At 65.9% G+C, this 6,895-nt stretch carries 6 protein-coding genes; 5 read left to right on the plus strand and 1 reads right to left on the minus strand.

The window, feature by feature from the left end:
* A partial coding sequence (locus VEG08_14595; protein HXZ29220.1) for a dicarboxylate/amino acid:cation symporter occupies nucleotides 1-763 on the plus strand: 763 nt, incomplete at its 5' end.
* A gap of 70 nt (nucleotides 764-833) precedes the next feature.
* Here the strand turns inward: VEG08_14595 and VEG08_14600 are convergent.
* Complete coding sequence (locus VEG08_14600) at nucleotides 834-1,493, minus strand: EcsC family protein (GenBank protein HXZ29221.1); 660 nt, start codon at nucleotides 1,491-1,493, stop codon at nucleotides 834-836.
* A 143-nt stretch (nucleotides 1,494-1,636) separates the two neighbouring features.
* On the opposite strand from VEG08_14600, the gene VEG08_14605 reads away from it, so the two are divergent.
* The 4 genes from VEG08_14605 to VEG08_14620 form a co-directional block, all read left to right on the plus strand.
* Nucleotides 1,637-3,304, plus strand: a complete 1,668-nt coding sequence (locus VEG08_14605; protein ID HXZ29222.1) for a ribonuclease J — start codon at nucleotides 1,637-1,639, stop codon at nucleotides 3,302-3,304.
* Nucleotides 3,305-3,447: 143 nt separating this feature from the next.
* Nucleotides 3,448-4,416, plus strand: a complete 969-nt coding sequence (locus tag VEG08_14610; protein HXZ29223.1) for a threonine/serine dehydratase — start codon at nucleotides 3,448-3,450, stop codon at nucleotides 4,414-4,416.
* A 178-nt stretch (nucleotides 4,417-4,594) separates the two neighbouring features.
* Nucleotides 4,595-6,064, plus strand: a complete 1,470-nt coding sequence (locus VEG08_14615) for a pitrilysin family protein (GenBank protein ID HXZ29224.1) — start codon at nucleotides 4,595-4,597, stop codon at nucleotides 6,062-6,064.
* The coding region (locus VEG08_14620; protein HXZ29225.1) for an insulinase family protein at nucleotides 6,064-6,895 on the plus strand (832 nt) is incomplete at its 3' end. The genes VEG08_14615 and VEG08_14620, both read left to right, overlap by 1 nt.

The raw sequence follows: 6,895 nt of genomic DNA on the forward strand, positions 1-6,895 counted from the left end.
GAAGGAGGAGAAGCGCAAGTCCCTTCTGACTTTCTGCGACAGCCTGGCTGAGACCATGTTCAAGTTCACCAACCTGGTGATGTACTTCGCGCCCTTCGGGGTGGGCGCGGCCATCGCCTACACCGTGGCCACCACCGGCGCGGGCGTACTGGTGAACCTGGCCAAGCTGCTGGCCACGCTCTACGTGGCGCTGGTGGTCTTCCTCGTGGGAGTGCTGCTGCCCATCGCGCTGGTGGCGCGGCTTCCGGTCCGGGCCTTCGTGCGCGCGGTGGCCGAGCCCTTCACCATCGCCCTCGGGACCTCGTCCTCCGAGGCTGCCCTCCCCCGCGCCATGGAAGCCATGGAAGCCCTGGGCGTACCCCGCGGCATCGTCGCCTTTGTGATGCCGACCGGCTACAGCTTCAACATGGACGGCAGCACGCTCTATCTCTCGCTGGCCGCCATCTTCGTGGCCCAGGCCGCCGGCATCCACCTCAGCCTGGGCCAGCAACTGGTGCTGCTGCTGACCCTGATGCTGACCAGCAAGGGCGTGGCCGGAGTCTCGCGCGCCGCCATCGTGATCCTGCTCGCCACCGTCGGCCAGTTCCACCTGCCCGTCGAGCCGGTCTTCATCCTGCTGGGCATCGATCCCCTGATGGACATGGTGCGCACCGCAGTCAACGTGGTGGGCAACTGCCTGGCTACCTGCGTGGTGGCGCGCTGGGAGGGCGAGTTCGGGACGGGACATCCCTCGGCAACAGTGATGAAGGCGCTGGAGGATTGAAGATTGCAGATTTCTTACTCCAGTGCCGGCAGTTTGAAATCTGCAATCTGAAATCTTCAATCTGAAATCGCTAACGCGCAGGTAGTGACAAAGGCTGCGAAGCGGGTAATGGAAGTTGTTCCCTGCGCTTCAGGTGCCTCTCCCGGAAGTGTTTGGCGGCGCGCTCGCCCCAGGCTCTCACGAAGTAGTAATTCAGCCCTGCGCCCAGCACCGAACTGAGCAGCGGGATCACCCGCGCCGTCCACTTCTCCACCACCTCCACGCTGGCGCTGGCAGCGATGCGCTCGATCACCCGGGGCACGAACTTGTTCACCACTTCGCGCTCCACCAGCTCGCGCCCGATGTCCACGCCGGCGGCGCTGGCGGCGGCGATCCACAGCTCCGCCACCTCTTCGTCGGTGTTGTATTCGAAGCCGTAGATCAGGCTCAGTTTCTGCACCGTGCGCAGCGTGATCACGGAAAGGATGCCCAGGTCGGGCACCAGGGTCAGCAGCCCGCCCAGTCCCAGCCCCGCGCCTTCCAGCGCCGCCATCTTCATCCCTGCGTGGACGGTGCCGGCGGCCAGCGCGTCCAGTTGCTCCACCGGCAGCGCGTACATCCCCTGGAAGCTGGTGACGGGAAGGCCGTGGGCGGCGCGCAGGTGGAAGAGGTAGTTCTCGGGATCGACGCGCACCGTCTCGTAGGCGCGCTCGAAGCCGCGGCGCAGCGCCTCTTCCGCGCGCCGCAGCAACCACGAGTTTCGCGAAGGCCGGGGCATGGACCTTAGTTTACATTTGGTGACTTGGTGATTTGGTGATTTCGTGACTGAAAAATCGCCGAATCAGCAAGTCAGCAAGTCACCCAGTGCGCGCTGTGCTAGCATCGAGTATCCACATGCCCAAAGGAAAGCTTCACGTCGTGCCCCTGGGCGGCCTGGGCGAGTTCGGAATGAACTGCATGGCCGTGCGCTGGGGCGACGACATCCTGGTCGTCGACGCCGGCCTCATGTTCCCCGAGTCCGAGCTGCTGGGCGTGGACATCGTCGTCCCCGACCTCAGCTACCTGCTGGAGAACCGCCAGCGCGTGCGCGCCATCGTCCTCACCCACGGCCACGAGGACCACATCGGCGCCCTGCCTTGGATGCTCTCCGAACTCAACGTCCCCGTCTACGGCACCGAGTTCACCCTGGCCCTGGTGGAGAACAAGCTGGAGGAGCACGGCCTGCTCGACTCCGCCGACCTGCACGAGATCCGTCCCGGGGTGCGCTTCAAGGTCGGGCCCTTCACCCTGCATCCCATCCAAGTGACGCACAGCCTGGTGGACTGTGTGGCCCTGGCCATCCACACCCCCCTGGGCGTGATCCTGCACACCGGCGACTTCAAGGTCGACCCCACCCCTACCGACAACCGCCTCTTCGACCTGCACGCCTTCGCCGAGTACGGCAAAGACGGCGTGCTCGCCCTCTTCCAGGATTCCACCAACGTGGAGCGCAAGGGCTACACTCCCAGCGAGCGCGCCGTGCGCGGGAAGTTCGACGAGGTCTTCGCCCGCTGCGAGCGCCGCCTCTTCATCTCGTGCTTCTCCTCGTCCGTCCACCGCATCAAGCTGGCGGTGGAGATGGCCTGCGAGTACGGGCGCAAGGTCGCGCTCATCGGCCGCTCCATGAACGAGTCCGCCGAGATCGCCGAAGACCTGGGCTACGTCGAGATCCCCGACGGCGTGCTCGTCCATCCCGGAGAACTCAAGTCCCTGCCCCCGGAGAAGGTCTGCGTACTGATCAGCGGCACCCAGGGCGAGCCCATGTCGGCGCTCTCCCGCGCCGCCGTGGACAACCACAAGCACGCCAAGATCGATCCCGGCGACACCGTGGTGCTCTCCTCCCGCATCATCCCCGGCAACGAGAAGGCCATCTACCGCATGATCGACCACCTCTTCCGCCGCGAGGCCCACGTCATCTACGAGGACGGCTCTTCCCCGCCCGTCCACGTCAGCGGCCACGCCAGCCAGGAGGAATTGAAGCTCATCATCAACCTGGTCAAGCCGCGCTACTTCATCCCCATCCACGGCGAGTACCGGCAACTGAAGCGCCACGGCGAATTGGCCGCCTCCATGCACGGCGCCGTGGGCACCGTGATCATGGCGCAGAGCGGCGACATCCTGGAATTCGACGAGTTGGGCGCGCGCAAGGCCGGGCAGGTCACCGTGGGCCGCGTCTGCATCGATTCCGGCTCCATGGGCGACGTGGTCGAGGACCTGGTGATCAAGGACCGCCGCCACCTGAGCGAAGACGGCATCGTGCTCCCCATCATTGCCATCAACAAGTTGAGCGGCAAAGTGGAAGCCGTACCTGAGATCGTCACCCGCGGCTTCGCCGCCGCTACCGAGAACGGCTTCCTCGACCAGGCCCGCGGCGTGGTCATGAGGACGCTGGAGGAGTCCAGCGCCGAGGAGAAGGGCGACTACGGCGTCATCAAGGAGAAGATCCGCCAGGACCTCAAGCGCTTCATCGGCAAGCAGACCCAGCGCCGCCCCTTGATCATGCCCGTGATCCTGGAAGTCTGATTCTCTGAATCACAGAGGACACAGAGGAAACCAACAGAGACTCCCCTTGTGTCCTTTGTGACACCTTCGTGCTCTTTGTGGTGGGCTCTTTGCATTCTCCCTTGCAACTGGAAACCTGAAACGGGAAACTTGAAACCTGTCCCATGGTCACGCTGAACGACATCCGCGCCGCCCAGGGCCGCATCCGCGGCGTGGCCACGCGCACGCCTCTGCTTGCCTACCCGGCCGCCCTACCCGCCGATCCTGTCTTCCTGAAGCTGGAGAGCCTGCAGCCCATGGGCGCCTTCAAGCTGCGCGGCGCCTACAACAAGATCGTCTCCTTGAGCGAGGCCGAGCGCCAGCGCGGGGTCATCACCTACTCCAGCGGCAACCACGCCCAAGCGGTGGCCTATGCGGCGCGCGCCCTGGGCTGCCGCGCGGTGGTGGTCATGCCCTCCAACGCACCCGCCATCAAGCAGGAGAGCACCAAGGCCATGCGCGCGGAGGTGGTGCTGGTGGGACCTTCCAGCGCCGAGCGCCAGGCGCGCGCCGAGGAGCTGGCGCAGCGCTACGGCTACGTCATGGTGCCGCCCTACAACGACGAGAAGATCATTGCCGGGCAGGGCACCATCGGTCTCGAGATCCTGGAGGACCTGCCTGAGGTGGAGCTGGTGCTCTCGCCGGTGAGCGGCGGCGGGCTGCTGAGCGGCATCGCCACCGCCATCAAGCTCAGCCGCCCGGAAACCAAGGTGGTGGGAGTGGAGCCCGAGCTGGCCGCCGACGCCCAGGAGTCGCTGCGCACCGGCCGCCTGGTGGAGTGGCCGGCGGAGAAGACTACGCGCACCCTCTGCGACGGCCTGCGCACCCAGTCCCTGGGCGCCATCCCCTTCGAGCACGTGCGCCGCTACGTGGACGACATCGTCACCGTGAGCGAGGACGAGATCCGGGAGGCCGTGCGCCGCCTGGCCCTGGTGGCGCGGGTGGTGGCCGAGCCCTCGGGCGCCGCCAGCCTGGCCGCCTTCCTCTTCCACCGCACCGCGCTTCCCAAGTCGCGCTCGAGCGTGGCCGTCATCAGCGGCGGCAACGCCGAGCCCGCCCTGCTGGCGGAGGTCCTGGGCTCAAAGGCCGGTTAACCACCCTTCGACTTCGCTCAGGGCAGGCGCCGGACACAGAGGGCGCAGAGGAAAAACAATCTGCGATCTTCAATCTGAAATCTGCGATCCCCGGCGCGAGCGCGCCAACGCGTGCGGGGTTTATAATTTTCACTTGCTCCCGGCCCGCTCTTCCAGCCTGTCCCTGCGAGGTGAACCGATGTCCCGATCCTTCCGCCTGTGTAGCGCTCTCCTCGTCCTTCTTCTCTTGGCGGTGGGCGCGGCGGCGCAGACCAAGCCCGCGCCCGCCAAGAAGCCGGTCCCGGCCAGCTTCTTCCCCTACAAGATCTACTCCCACAAGCTGCCCAACGGGCTGGAGGTCCTGATCATCCCCACCCCCGAGTTCAAGGACATGGCCACCTACGCCACCCCCGTCTTCGCGGGCTCGCGCAATGAGACCGAGAAGGGCAAGAGCGGGCTGGCCCACCTGTTCGAGCACATCATGTTCCGCCACGAGTATGGCGGCAAGCCCGGCGGCTACGAAGACGACATGAACGCCATGGGCGCCGACAACAACGCCTGGACCAACTATGACCTCACCTTCTACCACCCCTTCACCTTCGCCCAGAACCTGGTGGGGCCGGTCGAGACCCCGCAGGGCGAGGTGCCGGGCGTGATCACGCTCGAAGCCGACCGCTTCCAGCATCTCACCATGCAGCGCAAGGTCTTCGAAGTGGAGGCGGGCGCGGTGCTAGGCGAGTATCGCCGCATCTTCTCCTTCCCGCAGGAGAAGATGATCGAGGAGATGTCGCCCGCGGGCTTCCCAGCGCATCCTTACGGACACACCGTGATCGGCTATCGCGAGGACGTCGAGAACATGCCCAAGGCCTGGGACTCCGCCTGGGAGTTCTTCCACAACTACTACACCCCCAACGACGTGGCCATCATCGTGGTGGGCGACGTCGATCCCGACAAGCTCTTTCCCGTGATCGAGAAAGCGTATGCCGGCTGGAAGCCGGTGACCACGCCCCGGATCCCCACCCCGCCCTTCCCCCGGAACGAGAAGCCGGTGCACGTGGATTGGGAGGCGGAGGTGGCGCCGCACCTCATGGTCGGCTACCACACTCCGGCGATGAGGATCGGGAGCCCCGAAGGCGCCATCGCGCTGGTGCTGGGCGAATTGCTGACCTCGCGCTCCGCGCCGCTCTTCCAGAAGCTGCGCTACCAGAAGCAGTCGGTCACCGACTTCTCCATGTACGCCACCCCGGACTCCACCGATCCGCAGTGGATGCTGCTGGACTGCGAGCTCAGCCTGGAGCGCTTCCAGAATGAGGGCAACGGGTACGTGCAGGACGTGCAGGGCGACGTGATCGCCGGGGTCGAGGCGCTGCAGCACTTCTCCAAGCAGAAGGACGCGGCCAGGACGCTGGAAGTCATCAAGAGCAAGGTGAAGAACGATTTCCTGGCGCAGCTCAACACCACCGAGAACATCGCCACCGCGGTGGCCTGGTACTACCGCTTCAACCGCGATCCCCACTCCATCGACGAGCTGATGCGCTCGGTCATGGCGCTCCAGCCCGCCGACATCGACACCTACGCCCAGAAGTACTTCACCGCTCAGGGACGCGTGATCGGCACGCTGTGGCAGAAGCCGGCGGCGGCGCTCCAGCCCAAGCAGGAGGTGCGGTGATGCGAAAAGTACCCAGTACCCGGTACTCAGTACTCGGCTTGCTCGTCGTGGCTGCGGCCGCGCTGCTTTCGCCGGACTTCGCGGTGGCGCAGGCGGGGAGCGTGCCAAGGCAGAACGTCATCACCATGCCCTCGCCCTCGTCGCTCTACGAGATCCAGATCATGGTGCGCGCGGGCTCGGCCGACGATCCCGCCGGCAAGGAAGGCACCGCCAACCTGGTAGCGCGCATGCTGCTGGAAGGCGGCTTCGGCGATCCCCAGAGCCCCGTCACCAAGGACAAGCTGGCGGAGATCACGCGGCCCTGGGGTGAGGCCGCGTATCCGCAGGTGCTGGTGGACAAGCAGACCACCACCTTTTCCATGATCGTGCCGAGGGAGGCGCTGCCGCAGTTCCTGGCGCAGGTGCTGCAGCCCATGTTCCGGCAGCCGCTCTTCCTCCAACCCGAACTCGACCGTATCCGCAAGGAGACCCTGGTGCGCATCCAGTCCAACCTGCGCTTCGAGCAGCAGGAGCTGCTGGGGTTGCTGGTCCTCGACGATTGGGTGCTGGCGGGCACGTCGCTCGACCATCTCTCCGTGGGCACGGTGCAGGGAGTGCAGGCGGTCACCCGCGACGACCTGGAGAGCTTCTACAGGAAGTACTACACCGGCGCGAATGTGTACGTGGCCACCACGGTGGGCGACCACGCCTCGCTGGGCGCGCTGCTGGCGGCCTTGCCTGAAGGTGCGGCGCCCGCAGCTACCCCCGTCGGCAAGCCCGAGGCCCTCGAGGGGCGGCACCTGCTCATCATCACCCAGCCCAACGCCATCGCCACCGGGCTGCACCTGGGCT

The organism is Terriglobales bacterium (genome assembly GCA_035624475.1).
Taxonomy (GTDB): Bacteria; Acidobacteriota; Terriglobia; order Terriglobales; family Acidobacteriaceae; genus DASPRL01.